We start from the raw sequence: 24184 nt of genomic DNA, 5'->3' as shown, positions 1-24184 counted from the left end.
GACTCCTCGGTGGAGGGCTGCGCGGCCAGGCGCTCGAGCCGGCCGCAGGTCAGGTGTGCAGACCGCACTCGGTCTTGGTGAAGCCGGCCCACCGCCCGGCCCTCGGGTCCTCGCCCGGCTCGACCCGGCGCGTGCACGGCTCGCAGCCGATGGAGGGGTAGCCGTCGGACAGCAGGGAGTTCACCTCGACCTGGTGGTCCACGGCGTAGGTCTGGAGCTCGTCGAAGGTCCACGCCGCGAGCGGGTTGATCTTGACCAGCCCGTTCTTTCCGTCCCACGTGACGAGCGGTGTGCCCGCCCGGGTCGGCGCCTCCTCGCGGCGCACGCCGGTGACCCATGCCTCGTAGAGCGGCAGCGTCCGGGCGAGGGGCTCCACCTTGCGCAGCTGGCAGCAGAGGGCCGGGTCCCGCTCGTAGAGGCGCGGCCCGTACTCCGCGTCCTGTTCGGCGACCGTCTGGGCCGGCGTGACGTTGACGAGGGTGATCGGCAGGTCCGCGGCCACGATGTCGCGCGTCACCAAGGTGTCCGAGAAGTGGTACCCGGTGTCCAGGAAGAGGACGTCGACGCCCGGGGCGTGCTGGGCCACGACGTGCGGCAGCACGGCGTCGGCCATCGAGCAGGCCACGGCGAGCGACCCCGCGAAGTGCTCTGCAGCCCAGGCCGCCACCTCGTCCGCGGTCGGCTCGTCGGTCGGATCCGCCGCCAGGCGTGCCGCGAGCCGCGCGTCGAACTCGGCGATGACGGTCTTGAGCTCCTCGTCGGTGCGGCGGCGACGCGGCACCGTGGGCGTGCGGAGCGAACCCGCGCTCACAGGAGCTCACCGTCCTCGGCTCGCAGGGCCCAGGCGGCGAAGGTCTCGCCCTCGCTCCGTCGGGCGATGAAGGAGCGGATGACCCGCTCGACGTAGTCGGGCAGCTCGGCCGCGGTGACCTTGAGGCCCCGCACCGTGCGCCCGAGACCGGCTTCGTCCCGCTCGACCGTGGAGAGCCCGCCACCGAGGTGCACCTGGAACCCGGCTTGCTGGACCGGTCCGTCCGGGCCGTCGACGGTGACGATCTGCCCCTTGAGCCCGATGTCCGCGGTCTGGATCCGGGCGCAGGAGTTGGGGCAGCCGTTGACGTTGAGCTGGATCGGCTCGTCGAGGCTGCCGTCGGCGACGACATCGGCGAGGCGCCGCTCGAGCTCGGTGATCGCCGCCGCGGCCGTGTCCTTCGTCTCGACGATCGCGAGCTTGCAGAACTCGATGCCGGTGCACGCCATCGTGGTGCGCCGGAAGGGACTCGGCCTGGCCGTGAGCCCGAGACCCTCGAGTCCTTCGACGAGTCGCTCCACCCCCGCCTCGGGAACGTCGAGGATGACGAGCTTCTGGTGGGCGGTGAGGCGGACCCGTCCGGCGCCGACCTCGTCGATGAGGTCGGCGAGGCCGCTGAGCACCGGTCCCCCCACGCGGCCGACGACAGGGGCGGCGCCGACGTAGTAGCGACCGTCCTTCTGGAGGTGCACGCCGACGTGGTCGCCGGGCCCCGTCGCGGGTTTCGGCGCGGGCCCGTCCGGCAGAGCGTGCCCGAGGTACTCGGTCTCGAGCACGTGGCGGAACTTCTCGACGCCCCAGTCGGCGAGGAGGAACTTCAGGCGCGCCTTGTTGCGCAGCCGACGGAACCCGTAGTCGCGGAAGATCTGGATGACGCCGTGCCACACCTCGGCCGCCTCGTCCTCGGAGACGAACACGCCGAGCCGCTCCGCGAGGCGCGGCGACGTCGAGAGCCCGCCGCCGACCCAGAGGTCATAGCCCGGGCCGAGCTCGGGGTGCACGACACCGACGAGGGAGATGTCGTTGATCTCGTGGACGACGTCGAGGCTGGGGTGGCCGGTGATCGCGGTCTTGAACTTGCGCGGCAGGTTGGCCAGCTCCGGGTTCCCGATCCAGCGGCGCTTGATCTCGAGGATGACGGGCGTCGGGTCGATGATCTCGTCGGCCGCGATCCCGGCCACCGGGCTGCCGAGGAAGCCGCGGGGCGTGTCGCCGCAGGCGGTCGTCGTCTCCAGCCCCACGGACTCGAGCCGCCGCCAGATCTCGGGGACGTCCTCGATGGCGATCCAGTGGTACTGGATGTTCTGCCGGTCGGTGATGTCGGCGCTCCCCCGGGCGAAGTCGACCGAGATGCCGCCGAGGACGCGCAGGGCCTCCGGGGGCAGGGCCTGTCCGTCAGTACGGACCCGGAGCATGAAGTAGGTGTCACTCAGCTCGTCGTCGCTCAGCTGCGCGGTGCGGCCGCCGTCGATCCCCGGCTTGCGCTGGGTGTACAGGCCCCACCAGCGGAAACGCCCGGTGAGGTCCTGTGCCGGGATGGCGCCGAAGCCTTCCTTGGCGTAGGTCTTCTCGATCCGCTCGCGGACGGCGAGGCCGCCCTCCTCCTGCTTCCAGACCTCGTTGGCGTTGAGAGGCTCGAGTCCGTCGACCTTCCACTGACCGTTGGAGCGGTCAGCGCGCGGCGGCCGGGCAGCCGGGCGGGCGGGCGTCGTCGCGCCGGGAATCTCGGTGACGGTCATGTAATGCAATGTATAACCAGCACTTATCTATCCCCAAACCCGTCCATGATCTGGGCCAATCCCCCCACGTGAGTGGGAATGGGTCAGGACGACCTCACGGTCCGGCGACGGCGCCCCCCATGACGGAGTCGTAGAGGTCGAGCACCGTCTCGAGGTAGCGGCGGGAGTGGTTGTAGGACAGGATCGCCCTCTCCAGATCGGCTTGGCGAGCCAGGTCCCGTCCACCCGCGCAGAGGTAGCGGCCCGCGGAGAGCGCGGCGTCCTCGACGTTCTGGGGGTCCGCGACCCCGTCCCCGTTGCCGTCTGCGCCCCACAGCCGCCACGTTCCGGGGATGAACTGCATCGGGCCCACGGCCCGGTCCCAGACGGGGTCTCCGTCCAGCCGGCCCCTGTCACTGTCGCGGATCGCAGCGAAGCCGCTTCCGCTGAGTGCCGGACCGATGATCGGTGGCACGACGTTGTGGCGGACGTCCAGGGTGCGGCCCCGGAGGGAGCCGGACTCCACCTCGCCGATGGCCATCAGCACGGCGAAGGGAAGCTGGCAGCTGTCAGCCAGCGCGTCGGCCGCCTTCTGGTAAGCGGCCCCGAGGACGTCGTACTTCGTCATCCTTCGCCCGGGCCCGGCGGCCGTTCCCGGTGTGACGGGCGGGGTCTGCAGGTCGGCCGGGGGTTGCCAGGCCGAGTCGCGCCCCGGGCGAGAGGATCCGCCTCCCGGCTCGAGACGGGTCGCCGCGACATAGCCCGCGGTCACCTTGACGACGTCGTAGAGGCGGAGCAGCGACTCGCCGGCGCCGGACCCGAGCGGGTCGATCGGGGCGACGGGAGGGACGGGGGCGACAGGATCCGCCACGCCCTGCGATGCCACCGGGGCACCGGGCGAGGGGCGCGGCACCGGGCTGGTGTCGGCTGCCAGCGCCGGCGCGGTCAGCACAGAACACAGCAGCACTGCGACGCCCCCGGCTCCCCCGGCTGCTCGCTTCGTCCGTGACGACCCGACCCCCACCTCATCGACGATACGGGGCGGTCGGTCCGACTGCTCGGGGATGGCCGCACTCACCTCGGGCCCAGCGGCATACGCCATCGCCCGGTTACCCGGGGAGAGCCGGCCGGGGGGCCCGAACCCGCTAAACCACGGGACCTCGCGGCCGGGCTGCGCCATCATGAAGGGGATGCCGCAGAACGCCTACGACCCACTCGCATCCCGACGGTCACCCGACGCGCCCGAGGTGGACGTCTTCGTGTGGGGGACCGTCTTCCTCGACCTCGTCTTCGCGGGGCTCCCGACCGCTCCGAAGCCGGGGACCGAGGTGTGGTCCGAGGGGCTCGCGTCCTGCCCGGGTGGCATCGCCAACCTCGCCGTGGCCACTCGGCGCCTCGGGCTGCGAACCTCGCTCGCCGCGGCGTTCAGTGATGACGACTACGGGGACTTCTGCTGGCGGACCCTCGAGGAGCAGGAAGGGATCGACCTCTGCCGGAGCCGGCAGTTCCCCGAGTGGCACAGCCCCGTGACCGTCTCGATGGCCTTCGGTGGGGACCGCGCGATGGTCTCGCACGGCCACCCACCGCCGGTCTCCTCCCTGGAGCTCATCGGGGACCCGCCCCGGTCCCGGGCCGTCATGGTCGACCTCGCCGAGAGCGGGCTCTTCGAGCCCGGCGACGGAACCCGTGGGCTCGGTTCGGCGGCTCGCGCGGGAGAGAGCTGGGTGGACGCCGCGCGGCGACGCGGCGCCCTGGTCTTCGCCGACGTCGGATGGGACCGGGACGAGCGGTGGGAGCCCTCGGTGCTCGACCGGCTGAGCCACTGCGACGCCTTCCTGCCCAACGCCATCGAGGCGATGGCCTACACCGCGACCAGCTCGCCGCAGGAGGCACTCTTCGCCCTCGCCGACCGCGTGCCGATCGCCGTCGTGACCAACGGCGCCGAGGGAGCCCTGGGCATCGACGCGCGCACCGGTGAGGAGGCACAGGTGCCCTCCCTGCGGGTCCACGAGGTGGACGCAACCGGGGTCGGCGACGTCTTCGCCGCCGCGATGCTCGTCGGCACGCTCGGCGAGTGGCCGCTCGCGGACCGGATGTCGTTCGCCAGCCTCGCCGCCGCCCTCGCCCTGCAGCAGTACGGCGGCTCCCTCGCGGCTCCCGGGTGGGGTGACGTCGCGGACTGGTGGACCGGCCTGTGCTCGGACGCGTGTGGGGACGCCTACCACCGGTCGCTCCGCCGGCGGTACGCCTTCCTCGACGACATCGTCCCCCGGGTCCCGGTCACCGCGTGCCGTCGGGCCACCGCGACGATCGCCCGACGTGCCGACGTGGACGATCTGCCCTGAATGTGCCGCCCCCTCCTTTTGCTGGCAGAGTTGGACGGGTGGGACCACGATGGCTGAGGATCCGTGTCGACCTGGTGGCCGGACGTGGAGAGACCCTCCGCCCGGCGCCTGGGCGGATCATGCTCGTGCCACCCACAGCCACCTTCGACGACTTCGGACTCGGGGTCGACCTCGCCCTCGGGCGCTGGGACATCACGCGGCCGCGCTCCTTCCGGACCGGATGGCACGGCCGCCACGAGCGGCGCGGCGCGGGCCCCGGTGACCTCCCGCCGGACCGCCTCGTGCACGTCGCGGTGGCCAAGGGGACCCAGTTCGAGTACCTCTTCGACGACGACGAGAAGTGGATCCACGAGTGCGTCGTCGAGGAGCTGGTCGGCCGCCGCCTGACCGATGGCCGACCACCGATCCCGGTGCCGCTCCTCGGGTGGGGGTCCGTTCCGGACCAGTTCGGACGGACGAGCCCTGAGGAGGTCGGGCTGCTGGGGCCTGAGGGGTCCGCCACCGACCCGGCCACCCACCCGGCCGCCGACGCGGCCACCGACCCGGCGACCGACGCGGCCAACGACTCTGCGACTGGCCCCCAGACGGGTTCGGCGGCGACGCCGGAGGGGGAGTCGGCCCCGCCGCGGGGCCGCCCGACCCGGGCCGGCAAGGGCTCCGCGCCGGCCACCGGCACACCGGGCGCCACGGGCGGCATCGAGCGGGCACCCGAGCCAGGGAGCGCCGGTGGCCCAGCCGCGGAGGGCCAGCGGCGCCACCGCGGTGCGGCGAAACCCCTCGACCTGGCCGCCGTGCGCTCCGGATCACGCAGCGCCGACGTCGGGGCCCTGCTCTCCAGCATCGAGGGGCGCGACCTCGGTCCGGCGCTCCAACAGGTCGGGGACGCCCTGCTCCGGACCTACCGCTCGGCTGGCACGGTCGACCAGCGGCGCCTTGTCGGGTCCTTGCGTGAGATCGAGACGCTCCTCGGAGACCGTGGCTGGGAGGGCGACGACGTTCTCGCTGAGGAGATCGGCGCCTTGCTCAGCGGGTCCGAGCGGCGTGGGCGGACGCTCAACGTCGACATCGAGGAGCTGTCGGAGGTCATGGGCAACGGTGGTGCGGACCCGGGCGGCTATTTGCACCTCGACACGGGGGAGGTCGTCCATGCCTTCCTCCACCACAGCATGGAGGACCTCGACACACCCGGGCTGCAGGAGAAGGAGGAGGCAGGGCGGGAGGTCGACAACCTCTGGATCTATGTCGACCACGACACCGAGGCCGCCTATGCCGACATGGAGGCCTTCGCCCAGGCGGTCTCCGACCGGTTCGCGGGCATCCTGACCGTGGCGATCCGCGGGAAGGGCGCCTTCGCGCGGTTCCGCCGGACCGTGGACGAGCTGGACCTCTGGGGTGAGTGGCAGGTCTTCTCGGACGACCGGGCGTTCGGCCGCGCCCGGGCGCTGCTGCGGTCCCAGGGGATCAGACCCGTCTGACCGCCGCCTCAGGCCAGCTGCCAGGCGACGAGTCCGAAGAGGACCCCCAGGGCGTTGGTCGCCCAGTGCATCCCGACGCTCGCCAGGATGCTGCCGCTGCGGCGGCGCAGCTCACCTGCGACGAGGCCGCCGAGCGCCGTGAAGAGGACCGTCCCCGCGACACTGACGACCTGCTGCCAGGCGCCGAGCCCCACCATGACCGCGCCGAGGGCCGGGTTGGCCGTGACCGCGGCCGAGGCTGGCAGCACGTGCCAGAGCCCGAAGAGGAGCGACGAGCCGAGGGCCACCTGCCACACCCGGGCGTGTCGGGACAGGAAGCCCCAGAGGACCGAGCGGAAGGCCACCTCCTCGAGGAGGATCGTGCCGACGGGGATGATGACGAAGGCCGTGAGCAGGGCGCTGGCCGGCGGCAGGTGGTACCGGGCGTCGAGGAAGGCGGTGCGGGTCTGCGGGACGAGCACCCCGACCAGGTAGACGAGGGCGACGACACCGATGACGCCGAGGCCCCACCGCAGCCCGGACGCGTGGGTTCGGCGGCTCAGCCCGAGCTGGCGCCAGGTGAGCCCCGAGAACCGCGCGAAGGCCAGCAGGGCGACCGCGCCGGTGGGTCCGAGCCAGAGGGAACCCCACCCGAACACATGGTTGGCGAGGTTGAGGCCCACGAGGACGAGGACGACCACCACCGTCGCCCAGAGACCGGGGCGGCGCCGGGGCGGCACGGGGCGAGTGGCGGCTGCGACAGTCATCGGCTCGAGGGTCGCATTCATACCTGTGGATTACCCAACCGTGCCCGCTTCGTGGGCAGCGGGGCCCGCCTGTGGAGCCACACCGGTCCCTCTGGTCACGCGGGCACCTCAGCTGCGGCGCAGGACCATCCCTCTGACGTACTGCGCCTGCCCCAGGTGCTTGGCCGCGTCGTCGAGCACCGAGACGATTCGGACGCTGACCGTGACCGGCGGGTCCCAGCTGCGGTCGATGACGGTGCCGTAGTCGTCTGCCCCCAGTCCGCGCAGGACCGTGAGGGTCACCTCGTGGACCGCCTCGTGGTAGCCGACGAGGTGCGCCGGGTCGGGGACCGTGAAGGCGCCGACCTCTGCCGCCGACATGCCGTAGCCGTGGGCATCGGGCGCGTAGGGCAGGTCGAAGCGCGCGGCCCAGTCCCCTGACCGCCACGCGGACCGAACGTGACCCAGGCCGGCCAGCTGCTCGTCCTGCTGCCGGCTCAGGTGCCAGACGAGCCACGCGATGTGGTTGGCCTCCGGGTCCGGCCGCCAGAGCAGCTGCTCGGCGCTGAGGCCCGCGACGACCCCGGGGACCCCCTCCGCGATCCGGCCGAACCCGTCGATGAGCAGCTCGGTGGTGGTGCTGGCGGAGGTGCGGCTGTCGTCCATGCCCCCAGCATGGCCCGCCCGCGGCTCCATCGAAAGAGCAGTTCGTCCCCCTTCACACCGGACGACACCGGCGCGCGGGCGGACGAACTGCTCTTTCGATGGCTACTTGACGGAGCCGCTCATGAGGCCGCCGATGAAGTACCGGCCGAGCAGGATGTAGACGAGCAGGGTCGGCAGCGAGGCGAGCAGCACGCCCGCCATGATCGACGGGTAGTCCGGGTTCTGCCCACCCGCGAGCTCGTTGAGCGCGTAGGTCACCGGCCCGGTGTTGCGGTTCGTCAGGAAGAGCGCGAAGAGGAAGTCGTTCCACGCCGAGGTGAACTGCCAGATCATCGTCACGACGAAGCCGGGCGCCGAGATCGGCAGCACGATGGAGCGGAAGGTCCGGAGCATCCCGGCACCGTCGACCTTGGCCGCCTCGAGGATCTCGTTGGGCAGCGCCGTGGCGTAGTAGTTCCGGAAGATCAGCGTGCAGATCGGGATGCCGAAGATGACGTGGACGGCAATGAGCTTGGCGATCCCGTCGAACCACGAGAAACCCGGGGTGCCCTGGACGTCCAGCAGCATCCCCTGGAGCGGGATCATCACGGCCTGGTAGGGGATGAACATCCCGAAGAGGAAGAGCGTGAAGATCGTCGTCGCACCCGGGAAGCGCCACTTGGCGAAGACGAAGCCGTTGAGCGAGCCGAGCGACGCCGACAGCACCGCCACCGACGTCGCGAGGATCACCGACCGGAAGAGGGCCGGCGAGAGCGAGTCCCAGGCCGCGCGCCAGCCGTCGATCGACCAGGCGCTCGGGAAGGTCCACGCCTGGCTCGCGTTGACGTCCCCGCTCCGCTTGAAGCTCGTCACGAAGAGGACGTAGAGGGGGATGAGGATGAGGATGACGAAGAGGATGAGGAGCGCGTAGCGCAGGGTCCGACCCAGGGCCGTGCCCTCGGTGCCGGGGGCCTTGCCGGTGGAGACGCGTACTCCGAGCGCGTCAGTGCCCGGGGCCACCGGCGCCGTCTGTGCCGTTGCCGTGGTCATCCGCGGGTCTCCTTCTCCGTCTTGTTCGTGTAGATCAGGTAGGGCACGACGACGAGCGCGACGAGAACGAGCAGGATCGTCGCGTTGGCCGCCGCCGCGGTCGGGTTGTTCTGCTGGAACATCTGCGTCCACATGAGGGTCGCGGGGACCGAGGCCTTGTAGGAGTTCTGCCCGGCGATCGCGTAGATGAGGTCGAACATCTTCATCGACATGTGGCCGATGATGATCAGCGCGGACAGGGCGATCGGCGACAGCTGCGGGAAGAGGACGTGCCGGTAGATCTGCCGCTCGGTCGCGCCGTCGATCCGGGCCGCCTCGCGCTGGTCGTCGGAGATGCCCCGGAAGCCGGCGAGGAAGAGCGCCATGACGTAGCCGGAGAGCTGCCAGATCGCGGGGATCGCCATCGCCGCCATCGACAGCGTGTTCGGCGACTGCCACCACGAGCTCTGGAACCGCTCCAGCCCCATCATCGCGAGGAGCTGGTTGAGGCCGACCGCCTGCTCACCCTTGCCGGGAGAGAGGAGCCAGCGCCAGACGATTCCGGCCGCGATGAACGAGATCGCCATCGGGAGCAGGTACACCGAGCGGAAGACACCTTCCGCGTTGACGCCCTTCTCCAGCAGGACGGCCCAGAGCAGGCCGAAGACCATGGTTCCCGCGACGAAGACGACCGTGAGGACCAGGAGGTTGAAGAGCGCGTGCTGGTAGCCGTCGTCGCCGAGCAGGTTGGTGTAGTTCTCGACCCCGCCGGGGTTGGTCACGCGTTTGGTCGCGCGGGTCACCGTGCGGTCGAGCGAGGTCAGGACGTTCTGGAGGATGAGCCAGTAGACGAAGATCCCCACCACGATGACCGACGGGAGCACCAGCAGGAAGCCGGGCAGCCAGTCACGGACCTTGGTTGCCGTGCGCATGTGCGTCTCCTTGGAAGGACGGGAGGAGCGGGAGGGGCCGTATGCCGCTGAGCTGGCTCAGCGGCATACGGCTCACTTCCCTTGGTGCTGAGTGTGACTCAGGGCAGGTACTTCTTGGCCGCAGCGGTCAGGTCGGTGACGAGCCCAGCGTCGTCCTTGGTCGTGTAGAACTTGCTGATCGCGGTGCTCATGTCAGCGTTCCACGCCAGGGACACGGCCGCACCATGGGCGATCGACGAGACGATGTCGTTCGTCTTGAACGCCTCCATGGCGGACTGCTGGTAGGGCGGGAAGTCCGTCGCCGGCACGTCGGTGCGGGCGGGGATGGAGCCCTTGGCCAGGTTGAAGGCCTTCTGGCCCTCGGCCGAGCCGATCAGCATGAGCCAGTCCTTCGTGCCGCCGGGGTTCTTCGTGCCCTTGGGGAGGGTGAACGAGTCAGCGAGGAAGTCGAAGACGCCCTCCTGGCCGGGAACGGCGAAGTACTGGTAGTCGGTCTGCTCCTTCTTGCCCTTGGCGGCGAACTCGGCCACGGCCCAGTCCCCCATGACGTTGTACGCGGCCTTGCCGTCGATGACCATGTCGGTCGCGACGGGCCAGTCGTCACCGTCGGAGGCGGTGTTGGCGTAGGTCAGCAGCGTCTTGTAGTCGGCTGCGGCCTGCTTCACCTCGGGGGAGTCCCACGCGGTCTTGCCGTCGAAGAGGCCGTTGTACTTGTCGACTCCGAGGTCCGAGATGAGGACGGTCTCGAAGAGCTGCAGCTGCGTCCACGTACCGGCGACGGACAGCGGCGTGGCGACTCCGGAGGCCTTGACCTTCTCCATGTCGGCGATCCAGCCCTTGATGTCCGTCGGGACGGCGTTGATCCCGGCGTTCTTGAGCACCTCGGTGTTGGCCCACACGACGTTCGCGCGGTGGATGTTGGACGGCACCGAGTAGATGTTCCCGTCCACCGTGAGGCGGTCGAGGAGGCTCTTCGGGAAGACCTTGTCGCCACCGAGCGCGGCGATGACGTCGTTGACCGGCTCGATCTGCTCCGCGTCGATGTAGTCGAGCAGCTCCGCGCCCGCGTGGCCCTGGAAGGAGCCGGGCGGCTGGTTGTTCTGCAGGTCCGAGGCCAGCTTGGCCTTGGCGTTCGAGCCCGCGCCACCGGCGACGGCGAGGTTGACGAACGTGTCGTTGGGATACTTCTCCTTGAAGAGCTTCTCCAGCTCGTCGAGGCCCTTCTTCTCGGAGCCCGCGGCCCACCAGGTGAAGACGCCGACCTCGCCACCGGCTCCGCCGGACGTCGTCGCCAGCGACGACGTGTCACCACCCGGCGTCGGGGTTGGCTCGTTCGACGACCCGCACGCGGCGAGGCCGAGGGCGGCGATCGTCGCGATCGCCACGGTTGCAACAGACCTGTTGCGCATTGATCCTCCTCGTTCCTGCCGTCCTGGCTGGGTGCCGGACGGCGTGGTGGTGTGTGCCCGGGAGCGGGCGGTGGTCTCGGGTGTCATGAGGCGCTCACGGTCCGCACGTCACGGCCGGGATGCCGTGGCACGCCTGACGCACGGACGATGAGACGGGTGGGCAGGACGACGACCTGGGCCGGACCCTCGTCGCCGAGCAGCCGGGCGAAGAGCTGCTGCGCTGCCTTCTGGCCCATCGCGGCCGGGTCCTGGTGGACGACGGTGACGGCGGGCTCGACGACGTCGGACAGCTCGAAGTCGTCGTAGGCGACGTACGAGAGCTGCGTCGCCCAGTGGTGCAGGGACGTGAGGGCCGGGATCGTCACGCGGGTGTTGCCGGTGATGACAGCGGTGACCGGGTCGGCGCCTGACGTCCACCGGGTCAGGGCGGTCCGCACCGTCTCGGGGGTGTGCGGACCCATGGCGACGAGCGGGGTGCCGGGCAGCCGGAGGTCGCGGAGCGTCGTGATGAACCCCTCACGGCGCTGCCGCGCGGTCCAGACGTCCGGCGAGTCACCGAGGAAGCCGATCCGCCGGTGCCCGTGGGCGACGAGGTGCTCCACGGCGCTGCGGATGCCGCCGAGGTTGTCCGACAGCACGGTGTCGACCGGTGTCTCGCTGAGGACGGGCCGGTCGAGGTAGACAACCGGGGTCCGGCTCGAGATGACCGTCGGGTCGGCGACCGGTGTCTCGCCGGCCGGCACGACGACCAGGCCGTCGACGCGCCGGGCGACGAGACCCTTGAGGACCGAGCGCTCGCGGGTCGGTGAGCCCTCCGCTGAGGCGGTCACGAGGAGGTAGCGGTGGATCCGCGCCTCACGCTCCACGGCGGCGCTGATCTGCGAGTAGAACGGATCGGCGAGGTCCTCGACGACGAGCCCGATCGTGAAGGTACGGCCGTGGCGCAGGGTCGACCCGCTGTCGCCACGCCGGAACCCGATCCGTTCGATGACGCCCCGGACGCGTTCGGCGGTGTCCGGACGAACCCCGGGCTCGTGGTTGACGACGCGGGAGACTGTCTTGACGGAGACGTGCGCTTCGGCGGCGATGTCGGCCATTGTCGGCCGGCTCGTCGTCCGATCGCGTGACTCCGCTGTCATTCCCTGATGACAGCAGAGTCCTGCTCCGGACGGCAACGCGACGTGACCTTCCCGTGACCGGCTGACGTGGTCCTGTCCGATGGCTTGTCCGATCAGGACAGTCCTGGCGCAACGCCTGACGTATGCCGCTGGGCTGGGTCGGCGCTACCGTGCGGTGGAGAGCCCCTGGCCTCATCGAAGGAGAACCATGCGGTCGAGCACCGACACCCTGACCACGACCGACGGCACCCCGCTCTTCGTCCGGCGCTGGCTGCCTGACGGGCCGGGCCGCGCCGTGGTCCAGCTCGCGCACGGGATGGCCGAGCACTCCGCGCGGTACGAACGGTTCGCGGAGCGCCTGACGCGGGAGGGGTACGCCGTCTACGCCGCGGACCACCGTGGACACGGGCAGACCGCTTCGTCCGCGACTCCGGACCACGGGTACCTGGCCGACAGGGCGGGGTTCGACACCGTGGTCGCCGACCTGCACGCAGTGACCGAGATGGCCCGGCGCCAGCACCCGGACCTGCCGGTCGTGCTCTTCGGCCACAGCATGGGGTCGTTCCTCGCTCGTGCCTACGTGCTCACCTGGGGTCACGAGCTCGCGGGGCTCGTGCTGTCCGGCACTGCAGGGGATCCCGGCGCCCTCGGTCGGGTCGGGCGCGTGGTGGCGCTGGCCCAGGCGCGGGCGCGTGGCCGGCGGCACCCGAGCGGGCTGATGAACACGCTGACGTTCGGCCAGTACAACGCACCGTTCAAGCCGAACCGGACGGCCTTCGACTGGTTGTCCCGGGACCCCGAGGAGGTCGACAAGTACGTCGCGGACCTCGAGTGCGGCAACGTGTTCACCGCCGGCTTCTACGCTGACCTGCTCGAGGGCCTGGCGCGGGTCAATGCCGACGGGGAAGTGTCCCGGGTGTCCAAGGACCTGCCCATCCTCCTGGTCTCGGGCGACATGGACCCCGTGGGCGGCATGGGCAAGGGCGTCGCTCGGGTTGCCGCGCAGTACGAGCGGCTCGGCGTGCGTGACGTCACGATGAAGGTCTACCCGGAGGCGCGTCACGAGCTGCTCAACGAGACGAACCGCGACGAGGTCATGGACGACATCGTCGCGTGGTTGGCCGAGCGGCTCCCGGCGCACTAGGGCCGCCGGGCCGTGCGCTAGGTTCGGCGGCCATGGACTGGATGGACCAGCTGGTTGCCCGCCTCGAACCGGCGACCGGTGACGTGACGCTGACCGCCGCAGCCGTGTGGACCGTGCTGGCCGGCTCGCTGCTCGTCGTCGCAGTGGAGCCGTTGTGGCGAGTGCTCCGGATCGCCGTGACGCTCGTGCACGAGCTCGGTCACGCAGTGGTCGGGATGGCAGTGGGTCGGCGCTTCACCGGCTTCGTCCTCCGTGGCGACATGTCGGGGCACGCGGTGACCGTGGGGCGGCCACGCGGGCCGGGACGTGTCGTGTCCACGTGGGCGGGTTATCCGGCTCCGGCCCTCGTCGGTGCGGCGATGGCGTGGCTGGCCGGGCGGGGCTGGGCGGCGGCGTTCATCGCGGGCGTCATCGTGGTCCTGCTCGTCGCCCTCGTCCGGGTCCGGTCGGCGCTCACCCTGCTCGTCATGCTCGTCGCCCTGGCTGCAACAGGTGCGCTCTGGTGGTGGCGCGACGACGTCCTCCAGGCGCAGCTGCTGGTCGGCACGGGCATCGTGCTCGTCGTCGGGGCGTGGCGCCACCTCGCGGCCGTGGCGGGGAGCCGCGACCGGTCGAGCGACCCAGGAGTCCTCGCGTCGCTGACGCACATCCCCGGAGTCGTCTGGACCCTCAGCTTCGCGCTCGCCTGCGCGGCGGGCTCGTGGCTGCTGGCGGTCGAGGTGCTCACGGCCCTCCGCTGACTGAGGGGGCCGGCGGTCCAGCCCCCCGGTCGGCTCCGGTCGGCTCCGGTCGGCTCCGGTCGGCTCCGGCCGACTAACCGGCTGGCTCGCGACTAGCTCAGGTCGAAGGGGGACTGGGGAGCCTTGAGGGTCGCGCCCAGCGCGTGGGCCAGCTCACGCTCGCGGTGCGTCAGCTCCAGCCCGAGACGCAAGCGCGACTCGGTGTCAGGACACTCGAGGAGGCGCTGACGGTCTGCCAGGTCGAGCGACACGATGAGCGGCACCGCATAGGCGAGCGCACGCGGCACCTGTGGGATCACCACCTCGCCCGCGCCCGGGTCACCGGCCCGCTGCTGGGCGACGCGGGCCAGCTCCCGGAACGCCTCGAGCTCGGCCCGCAACCGTCCGGCAAGCGGCGCGATCGCCGCAGGGTCCCCGTCAGGCTCGTCGAGCCACGACACCTGCGCCGTCGTGTACCGGGTGCCGGCAGTGCGGTCGACCGTCCCGAGCCGGAACCGGTCCGTCCCCTCGACGATGACGAAGAACCGCTGGCCTCCGAGGGCGGCCACGTGGGTCAGCAGGGCCCCGCAGCCGACGTCGTACAGCGAGCGGACCGCGCCCTCGCCGACCTCGTTCCCCTCCCGGATGGCGATGATGCCGAACACGGGCGAGTGCTCGTCCTGGGCGGCGATGAGGTCACGCAGGAGCGCGACGTACCGCGGCTCGAACACCTGCAGCGGGAGCCGGGCCCCGGGCAGAAGCACCGCGCCGAGCGGGAAGAGCGGCAGGGAGGCCACCCATCCAGCGTAGGTCGCCGAACCGGCGTCGTCGCCCGTGGAGCCGAGTGGCCAGAGACCGGGGGAACGCTGGGGGCGAGCCCAGCGGCATCCGGCTCGTCTCGGCCCGCGCCGCCCACTGTGACCAACCCACTGACCCCCCAAGCGGGTCAGTGGGTACCACTGATGCGCGTGGCGGGTCAGTGGGTACCACTGACTCGCGTCGGGAGTCAGTTACGTAGTCGCCCGATGGCACCGGGGCGGTTCTCGCGACAGGCTCGTCGGAACGACGGAGGCCCCCGACGGATGATCCGTCGGGGGCCTCCGAACTGTGCGCGAGGGGGGATTTGAACCCCCACGCCCTTTCGGACACTGGCACCTGAAGCCAGCGCGTCTGCCGTTCCGCCACTCGCGCGTGACAAGCAGACAGTGTGCTGCATGACGGCCGAGATCGCCAAACCGGGCCGGCGGGCGACGGGGCGAGGTCAGATCGGGAACGACGGGGTCACCGATCTGATCTCAGCTCAGCCGTGGAACCGGCCCGTCAGAGGCCGTCGACGACGGTGGCCGTCATCTCCATGCACGACTCGTGGGTCTTCCGGCTGATCTTGAGCGGGTCGAGGTGGAGGCCCGGTGCGAGCGCCGGGTCGTACGGAATGTCGACGACCGCGCGGACCCACTGCTCGAAGTGCTCACGCGTGTGCACGCCGGCACCGACGTCGTTGCCCTTGGCCGTCGTGTGCGAGATCACGCAGACGGCGTTCTTGACGAGGTCGCCGCGGCCCATCGCCACGAGCGCGTCGAGGTTCTTCGCCGCGACGACGGAGGTGTCGTCCTTGAGTGACGTCGCGAAGACGAGCATGTCGGCGCGGGCCGCTGCTGCGAGCCAGTTCGGGGACAGTCGGTTGTTGCCCGTGTCGACGACGATCATCCGGTAGAAGCGGGACAGCTGGGTGTGCAGGTCCTCGAACTCCTGCTCCCCGATGACGCGCATCGCCTCGTCGTCGTCTGCCGAGGCGAGGACGTCGAACGACAGGCCGCGCTGCTCCCGGACCCAGTGCTCGAGCTCGGACGTGCCGGCGTTGGGGTCGGCCGCGATCGACGGCAGGGCGCCGAGGAGGTCGACGACGGTGCGGTGGTGGCTCTGCGACGGGGCTCGCATGCCGAGCGTGCCCTCGGTCTCGTTGTTGTCCCAGGCCAGGACGGAGCCGGAGCGGTACCGGCCGAGGTAGCTCGCGAGCATGAGGGTGACCAGGGTCTTGCCGCCGCCGCCCTTGGTGTTGATGACCATGATCGTCTTGCGGCCGGACAGGGGTCGGGCGATCCGGTCGATGCGGTCGCGCTCGAGCAGCTCCCTCAGCCCCGGTCCGAGGCCGAAGGCGCGTCGCAGACCGGAGCTCGCCTTGACCTTCTGCCGCTCCCCCTTCGAGCGGACCGTGATGAGGTCGTCGGCGTTCGGTCGCTCGTGGTCGACGTGCACCAACGGTTCCGGGCCGTATGCCGCTGAGCCCGGATCGTGCCCGAGCTCCACTGCCGCTGCGGCCACGTCCGGGTCGATCGGGGGCGTCGCGGCGTGCGCCTGCACGGCGGCGACGTGCACGCCCGGATGGTGCAGGCCGTTGAGGGGGGCCGGTGCGGGCGAGCCGGCCGGGGTCCAACCGGAGTACTCCTCCGCTGACCGGGCGGCCGTCTCGTCGTTGTGCTGCAGGTCGGACCAGTGGCCGGTGTCGGGGTTGAACCCGCTCGCGCCTGAGGGCTCCCACGCATCCCACCCGCTGAGCGCGCCGGTTCTCGGGGCGCCCGCCTGGTCCCCGCCGTGGTCGTAGGAGTCGGCCCAGTCGGACCGGTCGCCGTGGTCCGTGCCGGCGTACTGGCTCAGCTCGTCACGGGAGTAGAGGCTGACGCTGGAGTCGGGCTCAGGCAGCTGCCAGGACGTGTCGTCCCAGGTGGAGGACCAGGGATCAGCCGGCTCGGGGGCCTCGGCGACGGCGTCGGCGGCAGAGTTCGTTGCCGTGGGGAGTGGGAGGGAGAACCCGCCGGGAATGGTGTTGTTGGCGGAGTAGCCGGGGATGCCCTGCCCCTTGGCGCCGCCGCTGTCGTCGTTGCTCATCGAGCACTCCTCGCTGGCCTAGCACATGCACGCGCCCGTACAGGCACGCTCGTCGATACTCCCATGCATCGGCCCGAGGGCAAACCCAATCGTTATCCAGCGGACACCCCGGCGCGGCCCGGTGACCGGTGGAATAGGAGGCTTGCGACCGTCCGCGGATGGGGCGTCCGGAGGGCCAGCCCGTTACGATGAGACGCCCGGGGCGCAGCCGGGTAGAAGAGGAGACGGCGTGGGAATCATCAACCGGGTCGAGCACGGTCTCGCCAAGGCTGTCCACGGCGCCTTCGCCCGCGCGTTCAAGTCCGAGGTGCAGCCCGTCGAGATCGCCTCGGCGATCCGACGGGCCATGGACGACCGGGCGGCGCTGCTCGGTCACGGGCGCGCCATGGTCCCGAACCTCTACACCATCGAGCTCAGCGCGACCGACTACGACCGGCTCGGCGACTACGAGGACGAACTGTCCGACGACCTCGTCGCTGCCGCCCAGGAGCACGCCGACTCACAGGGCTACCAGCCGGGCGGTCCGCTCGAGGTCATCCTCATCGAGGGAGAGGGTCTCGAGACCGGCGTCTTCCGAGTGCGGCCGGCCACGGCCAAGCGTCCCGGCAGTGACACGCCGCCACCGCCCCGCTCCGCGCCGCCGGCCCCGCGACCGACCCCGAGCGGCACCCTCGTCGACGAGCAGCCGCCGAGCCGGCCGGCTCGGGTCAACCCGTCAGCCCGGCCCTGGCTCGACATCAGCGGTGACCGTTACCCGCTGCTCGGCAGCCTGACGACGCTCGGTCGCGACGAGTCGGCCGACATCGTGCTCGACGACCCCGGGGTGTCGCGCCGCCACAGCGAGATCCGGGTGACCACCGACGGGCCGCACCTCGTCACGTCGATCCGCGACCTCAACTCGACCAACGGCACCTTCGTCAACGGCGAGCGCATCACGAGCGTGCGCCTCGAGGACGGCGACCGTCTCACGCTCGGCCGGACCTCCGCCACGTTCCGTGCGGGTCGCCGGTGAGGCGCTGCCCGCAATGACTGGAGCCGCATGAGCGAACTGACCCTCACCCTGCTGCGGCTGGGGCTGCTTGCGCTGCTGTGGATCTTCGTCTTCAGCGTGGTCGGAGTGCTCCGCACCGACATCTACGGGACGAGCGTCTCGCGCCGTTCGCAGCGCAAGGCCCTGCGCGAGCAGGAGCGTCAGCAGCAGCGGGCGGCGAAGGAGGCCCGGCGCGCCCCGGCGCCCGCCCCGCTGGCCGGGCCTGACCCGACGCCGCAGCGGGCCCGCTTCGGCCGGGGTCGCTCGAGGGGTGCACCCACCAAGGTCGTCGTGACCGAGGGCCCCCTGGCGGGGACCTCGCTCCCGTTGCGTGGCCAGGCCATCCTCATCGGACGCAACCCCGAGTGCGCCCTCGTCCTCGACGACGACTACGCGTCCGGGCGGCACTGCCGCATCTTCCAGGACCCGGCGACCGTCGGCGGGTGGGTGGTCGAGGACCTCGGGTCCACCAACGGCACGTTCATCGGCCGGGACAAGCTGACGTCGCCCCAGCCGGTCGAGGTGGGCACGACGTTGCGCATCGGCACGACACTCCTCGAGTTCCGGGACTGAGAGATGGCCATCGCCCTGCGCTACGCCGCGCGCTCCGACCTGGGTCTGGGGCCGAAGTCCCGCAACGAGGACTCCGGCTACGCCGGGCCCAACCTCCTCGTCCTCGCCGACGGGATGGGCGGCCACGCCGCAGGTGACGTGGCGAGCTCGATGATCGTCGGGGAGCTGGCGCCCCTCGACGACGAGGACATCGGGGCGGACCAGGCGATCCCGCTGCTCGAGCGCTCCCTGCGGTCCGCCAACGCCAGGCTGACTCGGGCGATGCGCGAGAACTCCGACCTCGCGGGCATGGGGTCGACCACCATCGTCATGCTGCGCACCGGCAACAAGATCGCCATGGCGCACATCGGCGACTCGCGGGCGTTCATGCTCCGCGGTGACAGCTTCAGCCAGATCACCAAGGACCACTCGTTCGTCCAGCAGCTCGTCGACGAGGGCCGGATCTCCAAGGAGGAGGCGGGCAGCCACCCCCAGCGGTCGGTGGTGACCCGCGTCATGACCGGCCAGCCCGACGACGACCCGGACACCTCGCTGCGCGAGGCCAAGGTCGGCGACCGCTTCCTGCTCTGCTCGGACGGCCTGTCCGACTTCGTCGGGGCCGACGTCATCGAGGAGATCCTCGCCGGCGCTGCGTCGCCGGAGGAGGCCGCGGACCGCTGCGTCGAGGTGGCCCTCAAGGCCCACACCCGCGACAACGTCACCGTCATCGTCGCCGATGTCGTCGACCCGGACGGTGACGACCTGCCCACCACGGTCCCCCAGGTCGTCGGAGCCGCGGCACGCAGCCTTCGGGACAAGACCAAGGCGATTCCGACGACGCCTGCGGAGAAGGCAGCCGCCCTCTCCCGCGAGGCCCTCGGTCAGAAGGAACGGGTGGACCCGGCGCCGGAGCTGGCCGAGAGCACGCGCCGGTCCCGCCGGTCCAGGGGCCTGCGCCGCGCGCTCGCGACCCTGGTCGTGCTCGGCATCCTCGTCGGCGGCGGCTACGCGGCGTGGGCCTGGTCCCAACAGCAGTTCTACGTCGGCGCCGACGCCGGGCAGGTCGCGATCTTCCGCGGGGTCGACGGCGAGATCGGCCCGATCGACCTCTCCGGCATCGAGGTTCGCAGCGACGTGGTCGTGACCGAGCTGCCGTCCGACGTCCAGGCGGCGGTGTCCCGGACCATCCCGGCCGCCGACCTCGCCGACGCCCGGGCCAAGGTCGACCGGCTCCGCGCCGAGGCGCTGCGCTGCCGCGGCCTCGCCACCACCGGGATCCCGTGCGGAGACACCCCGGTGACGACGCCGACCCCCACCCCGACCACGCCGACCAGCCCGAGCACCCCACCGAGCACCGCACCGATCCCGACGTCGTCCACGACCTCGACGACACCGACCACCGCGCCGGCCCCGAATGCAGCCCCGACACCGGGCCCGAGCCAGCCCGCCCGCGCCGCGCTGGGGTCGTCGACCGAGGTGGTCGGATGACGACCACCGTCGAGCCGGTCACCCCGAGAACGCGCCGAGGCGTCGAGCTGGTCCTGCTCATCGTGGCGATCGCCGTCGTGCTGCTGGCCTGGGTGACCGTCGACCTCAACCGCAACGGCACGGTCCCCGCCGAGATCATCCCGGTCGCCGGCGGCCTCGTCGTCCTCGCGGGGGTCGTCCACGTGGTGCTGCGCTGGAAGGCGCCCTACGCCGACCCGGTCCTGCTCCCGATCACCACGGCGCTCAACGGCCTCGGCCTCGTCATGATCCACCGACTCGACCTCGCCGCGGGCCGGCTCGGCGCCGACGGCAACGCCAACCAGCAGATCATCTGGACCGCCCTCGCGGTCGCGCTGACCGTCGCCGCGATCTGGACGCTGCGGGACCACCGGCTCCTGCGTCGCTACACGTTCATCTCGCTCGCGGTGGGGTTCATCCTGCTCACCCTGCCGCTCGTGCCGGGGCTGGGGCGCGAGGTCAACGGCTCCCGGATCTGGATCGCCGTCGGGCCGTTCAGCTTCCAGCCGGGCGAGTTCGCCAAGATCGCCCTGGCCGTCTTCTTCGCCGGCTACCTCGTCCAGACCCGTGACGTCCTCAGCCTGGCGGGCAAGCGCGTGCTGGGCTTCACCTTCCCCCGCGGGCGCGACCTGGGCCCGATCCTCGTCGCCTGGGTTCTCGCGCTGCTCATCCTCGTCTTCGAGAAGGACCTCGGGTCGGCGCTCCTCTTCTTCGGGCTCTTCGTGGCGATGCTCTACGTCGCCACGGAGCGGGTCTCGTGGATCGCCATCGGCCTGCTCCTCTTCGGGGCTGCCGTCGCGTTCGCCCTGTCGGCCTTCGCGCACTTCCAGAAGCGGGTCGACCTGTGGCTCGACCCGTTCTCCACGGAGAACCTCGAGCGTTCCAACCAGCTTGCCAACGGGCTGTGGGGGATGGCTGCCGGTGGTCTCACCGGCACCGGCCTGGGGGCCGGTCGGCCGTGGCTCACCCCCTTCGCCGAGAGTGACTACATCTTCGCCAGTCTCGCCGAGGAGCTGGGGCTCATCGGGGCGGTCGGAATCCTCATGCTGTACCTGCTCTTCGTCGAGCGGGGCGTTCGGACGGCCCTCGGTGTGCGTGACGGGTTCGGGAAGCTGCTCGCCATCGGGCTGACCTTCTCGGTCGCGTTCCAGCTCTTCATCGTCATCGGCGGCGTGACCCGGCTCATCCCGTTGACCGGGCTCACGACGCCCTTCCTCTCCCTGGGGGGATCCTCGCTGCTCGCCAACTGGATCATCATGTCGCTCCTGCTGCGGATCTCCGACCAGGCCCGCCGCCCCGTCCCGGCACTGCCGATCGGGGTCGGCGCCGACCCCGCGACCGCGGAGGCGACGCAGGTGGTGCGCCTGTGAACACCGCGATCCGCCGGCTCTCCGTCCTCATCGCCGCCCTCTTCGGCGCGCTGCTCGTCGCCTCGACGGTCATCCAGTTCGTGCAGGCCGGGTCCATGCGCGGCATGGCCGCCAACAAGCGCACGCTCCTCGACAACTATGCGCAGGAGCGCGGCTCCATCCTCGTCGCGGGACAGCCCATCGCCAAGTCCGTCGAGGTCGACGACCAGTACCGCTGGCTCCGCACCTACCCCGACGGCCGGCTCTACTCGCAGATCACCGGTTTCTACGCCTACTCCGTCGGCAACCCCTTCGGCCTCGAGGACGCCGCGGACGACCTCCTCTCCGGCAAGGCGGACCGCCTCTTCGTCCGCCGGGTCACCGACCTGCTCACCGGGCGCGAGACGGCCGGCGCCACGATCGAGCTGACCATCGACCCCAAGGTCCAGCAGGCGGCCTCCGACGCCCTCGGCAAGAACCGGGGCGCGGTGGTCGCCCTCGACCCGAGGACCGGCGCGATCCTCGCGATGGTGAGCCACCCGCAGTACGACCCCAACCCGCTGTCGAGCCATGACCTGGACAAAGCCGCCTCGGCGTGGAAGAAGCTCTCGACGGACCGGTCCAAGCCGTTCACCAACCGGGCCATCAGTGGTGACCTCTATCCGCCGGGGTCGACGTTCAAGGTCGTCACCGCCGCGGCGGCGCTGGAGCAGGGCATCGTCGACGACGAGAGCTCCATGGTTCCCGGCCCCGCCGCGCTGGACCTGCCGCTCACGGACCAGCCGCTGCCCAACGAGACCCGTCAGCCCTGCGGCCCCGATGACCGCACCACCCTGCTCCATGCGCTCGAGATCTCGTGCAACACCGCCTTCGGCTCACTCGGCCTCGAGCTCGGCGGCGAGCAGCTGCGCGCCCAGGCCGCCAAGTTCGGCTTCGGCGACTCGATCCAGATCCCGATGCGGGTCTCGCCGAGCACGATGCCGGCGGAGATGAACCAGCCCCAGGCGGCCCAGTCGGCGATCGGCCAGTACGAGGTCCGCACGACACCGCTCCAGATGGCGATGATCGCGGCAGGGATCGCCAACCAGGGCCGGGTGATGACCCCCTACCTGATCCAGTCGGTCCGCACCGCCGACCTCGACGTCATCGACGGCCCGCCCGACCCGAAGGAGCTGTCGCAGGCGGTCTCGACGCGCACGGCCGACATCCTCAAGCGGATGATGGTCTCCGTGGTGGACAACGGCAGCGGCCGCCGCGCGCAGATCCCCGGGGTCGCCGTCGGAGGCAAGACCGGCACCGCGCAGCACGACCTCGAGAAGAGCCCGCACGCCTGGTTCATCAGCTTCGCCCCCGCGGACGACGCGCGGGTGGCCGTGGCCGTCATCGTCGAGGAGAGCGGGGTCAGCGGCAACGAGGTGGGTGGCGCCGCGGTCGCGGCCCCCATCGCCAAGGCCGTCATGGAGGCGGTGATCGGCCGATGAGCACCGCGTTCCGACCCGGTCACGTCCTCGGCTCGCGCTACACCCTCGGCGCCCCGATCGCCTCGGGAGGCATGGGTGACGTCTGGTCGGCGACCGACGACGTCCTCGGCCGTGAGGTGGCGGTCAAGATCATGCGCGAGTCGCACGACCCCGGCTATCGGGACCGGTTCCGCGACGAGGCCCGGCACAGCGCGGCCCTGCACCACCCCAACATCGCCGCCGTGTTCGACTCCGGCGACGACAACGACAGCCCCTACCTCGTGATGGAGCTGGTGCCCGGCCGACCGCTCTCGGAGATCATCGCCGCCTCGAAAGGACAGGGCTTCGAGCCCGACACGGTGCGCTCCATCGTCGGCCAAGCGGCGTTGGCCCTGGCCGCGGCCCACGAGTCCGGGGTGGTGCACCGGGACGTCAAGCCCGCCAACATCATCGTCACGCCTGGCGGGCAGGCCAAGCTGACCGACTTCGGGATCGCCCGCGCCGGCGAGGGCAAGGGCCACACGATCACCGGCGAGGTGCTCGGGACCCCCGAGTACCTCAGCCCCGAGCAGGCCCTCGGCGAGACGGCGAGCGGGGCGAGCGACCTCTACTCCCTCGGCATCATCGCGCACGAGATGCTCACCGGCGCCAAGCCGTTCGACTGCGGCACCCCCGTCGCGACGGCCGTCGCGCAGGTCAACGACGAGCCGCCGCCGCTGCCACTGACGGTGCCCGAGGACCTCCGCGCCGTCGTCGAGGCCTGCCTCGTCAAGGACCCCGACCAGCGGCCGACCGACGCGCGTTCCCTCGCCGACGCGCTGCTCGCTCCCCTGGGAGGTATGCCGCTGAGCTCCTCCCCGACCACCCTCTCCCCCCAGCCGTCCCCCACTCGGACGCTCCCGGCGCTGTCCGTCGCGGACGCCGACGTGACCGGCCCGGGCCGCGCGGTCGACCCGGCCCCGCGACCGACCCGGGCGGAGCTGCGGAAGCGGGCCCAGCGGCATACCGAAGAGCGCGGCAGGCCCTCGGTGGCCTGGCTCGCCGTCCCGTTCGTGGCCCTCCTGATCTGGGGTGCCTTCGCCCTCGGGTCCCTCATGGGCGGCGCAGACCCCACGGCTACGCTCCAACAGCAGCCGACGGCGCCCCCGGCCGTCTCGACAACCAGCCCGACCGCCACCGCGGCACCGACGGTCTCCAGGGCGACGACCTCGACCGCGACGTCCACGCGGGCGCAGGCGAAACCAGAGCCCACCGCGAAGGCGGAACCGACCGTGGATCCAACCCGTCCCGGCAAGGGGAACGGCCGTGGGAAGGGGAACAAGTGATGACGC

The 24184-nt window shown here is 71.2% G+C and carries 21 protein-coding genes and 1 tRNA gene; 10 read left to right on the top strand and 12 right to left on the bottom strand.

Annotated elements, in window-relative coordinates:
- Positions 1-49: 49 nt before the first annotated feature.
- The 3 genes from INTCA_RS00430 to INTCA_RS20155 form a co-directional block, all read right to left on the bottom strand.
- A complete protein-coding gene (locus tag INTCA_RS00430; protein WP_013490967.1) occupies positions 50-811 on the bottom strand; it encodes a phosphoadenylyl-sulfate reductase in 762 nt (253 codons plus the stop codon).
- Positions 808-2550: a nitrite/sulfite reductase gene (locus tag INTCA_RS00425; protein ID WP_013490966.1), complete on the bottom strand. Its 1743-nt coding sequence runs from the start codon at positions 2548-2550 to the stop codon at positions 808-810. Before INTCA_RS00425 ends, INTCA_RS00430 begins: the two co-directional genes overlap by 4 nt.
- A 94-nt stretch (positions 2551-2644) precedes the next feature.
- On the bottom strand, positions 2645-3712 hold the full coding sequence (locus tag INTCA_RS20155) for a lytic transglycosylase domain-containing protein (RefSeq protein WP_244859857.1): 1068 nt from the start codon (positions 3710-3712) through the stop codon (positions 2645-2647).
- On the opposite strand from INTCA_RS20155, the gene INTCA_RS00415 reads away from it, so the two are divergent.
- Together INTCA_RS00415 and INTCA_RS00410 are read left to right on the top strand one after the other, a co-directional pair.
- Positions 3711-4874, top strand: coding sequence for a carbohydrate kinase family protein (locus INTCA_RS00415; RefSeq protein WP_013490964.1), 1164 nt, complete (start codon positions 3711-3713; stop codon positions 4872-4874). The two genes, INTCA_RS20155 and INTCA_RS00415, sit on opposite strands and share 2 nt — an antisense overlap.
- 125 nt (positions 4875-4999) lie before the next feature.
- A complete protein-coding gene (locus INTCA_RS00410) occupies positions 5000-6349 on the top strand; it encodes a hypothetical protein (RefSeq protein ID WP_148236439.1) in 1350 nt (449 codons plus the stop codon).
- Between the two features lie 8 nt (positions 6350-6357).
- Here the strand turns inward: INTCA_RS00410 and INTCA_RS00405 are convergent, their stop codons facing one another.
- From INTCA_RS00405 to INTCA_RS00380, 6 genes are all read right to left on the bottom strand, one after another.
- Positions 6358-7095, bottom strand: coding sequence for a CPBP family intramembrane glutamic endopeptidase (locus tag INTCA_RS00405; RefSeq protein WP_244859856.1), 738 nt, complete (start codon positions 7093-7095; stop codon positions 6358-6360).
- 108 nt (positions 7096-7203) lie between these two features.
- Positions 7204-7740 carry a mycothiol transferase gene (locus INTCA_RS00400; protein WP_013490961.1) on the bottom strand — a complete coding sequence of 179 codons (537 nt, stop codon included), beginning with the start codon at positions 7738-7740 and terminating at the stop codon, positions 7204-7206.
- 102 nt (positions 7741-7842) lie between these two features.
- Positions 7843-8769, bottom strand: coding sequence for a carbohydrate ABC transporter permease (locus INTCA_RS00395; protein WP_013490960.1), 927 nt, complete (start codon positions 8767-8769; stop codon positions 7843-7845).
- On the bottom strand, positions 8766-9680 hold the full coding sequence (locus INTCA_RS00390; RefSeq protein WP_013490959.1) for a carbohydrate ABC transporter permease: 915 nt from the start codon (positions 9678-9680) through the stop codon (positions 8766-8768). Before INTCA_RS00390 ends, INTCA_RS00395 begins: the two co-directional genes overlap by 4 nt.
- A 98-nt stretch (positions 9681-9778) precedes the next feature.
- The gene (locus INTCA_RS00385) at positions 9779-11089 is read right to left on the bottom strand and encodes an ABC transporter substrate-binding protein (RefSeq protein WP_013490958.1); all 1311 of its coding nucleotides are present in this window, start codon (positions 11087-11089) and stop codon (positions 9779-9781) included.
- Positions 11090-11172: 83 nt separating this feature from the next.
- Positions 11173-12186 carry a LacI family DNA-binding transcriptional regulator gene (locus INTCA_RS00380; protein ID WP_041307045.1) on the bottom strand — a complete coding sequence of 338 codons (1014 nt, stop codon included), beginning with the start codon at positions 12184-12186 and terminating at the stop codon, positions 11173-11175.
- Positions 12187-12415: 229 nt separating this feature from the next.
- Here INTCA_RS00380 and INTCA_RS00375 point away from each other — a divergent pair, with 229 nt between their 5' ends.
- Both INTCA_RS00375 and INTCA_RS00370 read left to right on the top strand, forming a co-directional pair.
- A complete protein-coding gene (locus tag INTCA_RS00375) occupies positions 12416-13351 on the top strand; it encodes an alpha/beta hydrolase (RefSeq protein WP_013490956.1) in 936 nt (311 codons plus the stop codon).
- Positions 13352-13383: 32 nt separating this feature from the next.
- Positions 13384-14091 carry a M50 family metallopeptidase gene (locus tag INTCA_RS00370; protein WP_013490955.1) on the top strand — a complete coding sequence of 236 codons (708 nt, stop codon included), beginning with the start codon at positions 13384-13386 and terminating at the stop codon, positions 14089-14091.
- Between the two features lie 92 nt (positions 14092-14183).
- On the opposite strand, the gene INTCA_RS00365 is transcribed toward INTCA_RS00370, so the two are convergent.
- The 3 genes from INTCA_RS00365 to INTCA_RS18420 form a co-directional block, all read right to left on the bottom strand.
- Positions 14184-14867, bottom strand: a complete 684-nt coding sequence (locus tag INTCA_RS00365) for an LON peptidase substrate-binding domain-containing protein (RefSeq protein ID WP_013490954.1) — start codon at positions 14865-14867, stop codon at positions 14184-14186.
- Between the two features lie 311 nt (positions 14868-15178).
- Positions 15179-15261 (bottom strand) — tRNA-Leu (locus INTCA_RS00360).
- A 129-nt stretch (positions 15262-15390) separates the two neighbouring features.
- Positions 15391-16956 (bottom strand): MinD/ParA family ATP-binding protein, encoded by a 1566-nt coding sequence (locus tag INTCA_RS18420; protein WP_013490953.1) that lies wholly within the window; start codon positions 16954-16956, stop codon positions 15391-15393.
- A 229-nt stretch (positions 16957-17185) separates the two neighbouring features.
- Between INTCA_RS18420 and INTCA_RS00350 the strand changes: the two genes are divergently transcribed.
- From INTCA_RS00350 to INTCA_RS00325, 6 genes are read left to right on the top strand one after another with little or no spacing between them, the layout of a single operon-like run.
- A complete protein-coding gene (locus INTCA_RS00350) occupies positions 17186-17968 on the top strand; it encodes an FHA domain-containing protein (protein WP_013490952.1) in 783 nt (260 codons plus the stop codon).
- 27 nt (positions 17969-17995) lie between these two features.
- Positions 17996-18559, top strand: coding sequence for an FHA domain-containing protein FhaB/FipA (locus INTCA_RS00345; RefSeq protein ID WP_013490951.1), 564 nt, complete (start codon positions 17996-17998; stop codon positions 18557-18559).
- Positions 18560-18562: 3 nt separating this feature from the next.
- Positions 18563-20026, top strand: coding sequence for a PP2C family protein-serine/threonine phosphatase (locus INTCA_RS20010; protein ID WP_013490950.1), 1464 nt, complete (start codon positions 18563-18565; stop codon positions 20024-20026).
- Complete coding sequence (locus INTCA_RS20005; RefSeq protein ID WP_013490949.1) at positions 20023-21414, top strand: FtsW/RodA/SpoVE family cell cycle protein; 1392 nt, start codon at positions 20023-20025, stop codon at positions 21412-21414. The genes INTCA_RS20010 and INTCA_RS20005 overlap by 4 nt, the downstream gene beginning before the upstream one ends.
- A complete protein-coding gene (locus INTCA_RS00330) occupies positions 21411-22874 on the top strand; it encodes a peptidoglycan D,D-transpeptidase FtsI family protein (RefSeq protein WP_013490948.1) in 1464 nt (487 codons plus the stop codon). The genes INTCA_RS20005 and INTCA_RS00330 overlap by 4 nt, the downstream gene beginning before the upstream one ends.
- Complete coding sequence (locus INTCA_RS00325) at positions 22871-24178, top strand: serine/threonine-protein kinase (RefSeq protein ID WP_013490947.1); 1308 nt, start codon at positions 22871-22873, stop codon at positions 24176-24178. The genes INTCA_RS00330 and INTCA_RS00325 overlap by 4 nt, the downstream gene beginning before the upstream one ends.
- Positions 24179-24184 lie beyond the last annotated feature (6 nt).

The sequence above is a fragment of the Intrasporangium calvum DSM 43043 genome, from assembly GCF_000184685.1.
GTDB lineage: Bacteria > Actinomycetota > Actinomycetes > Actinomycetales > Dermatophilaceae > Intrasporangium > Intrasporangium calvum.
This window is presented reverse-complemented; position numbering and strand designations above follow the sequence as displayed.

Coding starts and splice junctions, on each gene's coding strand:
- INTCA_RS00425 (WP_013490966.1), bottom strand. CDS start 2,550: ATGACCGTCACCGAGATTCCCGGCGCGACGACGCCCGCCCGCCCGGCT.
- INTCA_RS00415 (WP_013490964.1), top strand. CDS start 3,711: ATGAAGGGGATGCCGCAGAACGCCTACGACCCACTCGCATCCCGACGG.
- INTCA_RS20155 (WP_244859857.1), bottom strand. CDS start 3,712: ATGATGGCGCAGCCCGGCCGCGAGGTCCCGTGGTTTAGCGGGTTCGGG.
- INTCA_RS00405 (WP_244859856.1), bottom strand. CDS start 7,095: ATGACTGTCGCAGCCGCCACTCGCCCCGTGCCGCCCCGGCGCCGCCCC.
- INTCA_RS00400 (WP_013490961.1), bottom strand. CDS start 7,740: ATGGACGACAGCCGCACCTCCGCCAGCACCACCACCGAGCTGCTCATC.
- INTCA_RS00395 (WP_013490960.1), bottom strand. CDS start 8,769: ATGACCACGGCAACGGCACAGACGGCGCCGGTGGCCCCGGGCACTGAC.
- INTCA_RS00390 (WP_013490959.1), bottom strand. CDS start 9,680: ATGCGCACGGCAACCAAGGTCCGTGACTGGCTGCCCGGCTTCCTGCTG.
- INTCA_RS00385 (WP_013490958.1), bottom strand. CDS start 11,089: ATGCGCAACAGGTCTGTTGCAACCGTGGCGATCGCGACGATCGCCGCC.
- INTCA_RS00380 (WP_041307045.1), bottom strand. CDS start 12,186: ATGGCCGACATCGCCGCCGAAGCGCACGTCTCCGTCAAGACAGTCTCC.
- INTCA_RS00375 (WP_013490956.1), top strand. CDS start 12,416: ATGCGGTCGAGCACCGACACCCTGACCACGACCGACGGCACCCCGCTC.
- INTCA_RS00370 (WP_013490955.1), top strand. CDS start 13,384: ATGGACTGGATGGACCAGCTGGTTGCCCGCCTCGAACCGGCGACCGGT.
- INTCA_RS18420 (WP_013490953.1), bottom strand. CDS start 16,956: ATGAGCAACGACGACAGCGGCGGCGCCAAGGGGCAGGGCATCCCCGGC.
- INTCA_RS00345 (WP_013490951.1), top strand. CDS start 17,996: ATGAGCGAACTGACCCTCACCCTGCTGCGGCTGGGGCTGCTTGCGCTG.
- INTCA_RS20010 (WP_013490950.1), top strand. CDS start 18,563: ATGGCCATCGCCCTGCGCTACGCCGCGCGCTCCGACCTGGGTCTGGGG.
- INTCA_RS20005 (WP_013490949.1), top strand. CDS start 20,023: ATGACGACCACCGTCGAGCCGGTCACCCCGAGAACGCGCCGAGGCGTC.
- INTCA_RS00325 (WP_013490947.1), top strand. CDS start 22,871: ATGAGCACCGCGTTCCGACCCGGTCACGTCCTCGGCTCGCGCTACACC.